The sequence below is a fragment of the Actinoallomurus acaciae genome (assembly GCF_042429965.1).
GTDB classification, from domain to species: Bacteria; Actinomycetota; Actinomycetes; order Streptosporangiales; family Streptosporangiaceae; genus Actinoallomurus; species Actinoallomurus acaciae.
This window is the reverse complement of record NZ_JBHLZP010001285.1, coordinates 1-571: the sequence shown is the minus strand read 5'-3', so window position 1 is coordinate 571 and position 571 is coordinate 1. Positions and strand designations below refer to the sequence as shown.

The window sequence follows — 571 nt, the reverse complement described above, 5'->3', positions numbered from 1 at the left end:
GGCCACGGTCGGCAGAGCCGCCCCGGCGAGGACGATCCCGGCGGCGAGCACCGAGCCGGCGGCGGGCAGCAGCACGGCGCTCAGCGCGACCGCGGCGAGGCCCACCGCCCAGGAGACCACCGTCGGCAGCAGACAGCGCAGCAGCAGGTCCTGCACGGACTCCACGTCGGCGACCATCCGCTGAACGAGCTCCGCGTCCCGCTCGCCCGGGGCCGTCTCGCGCAGAGCGGGGTCCGCGGAGCGGCGCAGCGCCTCGTACGCGCGCACCCGCAGGTCGGCGAGGACACGGAGGGCGGCGTCGTGACCGGTGAGGCGCTCGACGTACCGCAGCCCCCCACGGAACAGGGCGAACGCCCGTACACCCACGATGGCGAGGGCCAACGCGGACAGCGGCGGCTGCTGCCCGGCCCGCGCGATGAGCCAGGCGCCGCTCGCCGTCAGCCCGACCGCGGACAACTCACCCCCCACACCCGCGGCCGTCGCCCACGCGAGTGCGGCTTGATGCCTCCGGCCGATGAGGCGGGCGATCACGCGGCCGCCTCGCGCGACGGCAGGTGGACGACCCGGTCGG

At 77.1% G+C, this 571-nt stretch carries 1 pseudogene; it reads right to left on the bottom strand.

The features are described from left to right. Positions 1-531, bottom strand: a pseudogene (locus ACFFNX_RS52100) (thiol reductant ABC exporter subunit CydC); the annotation flags it as partial. Between the last annotated feature and the right edge of the window lie 40 nt (positions 532-571).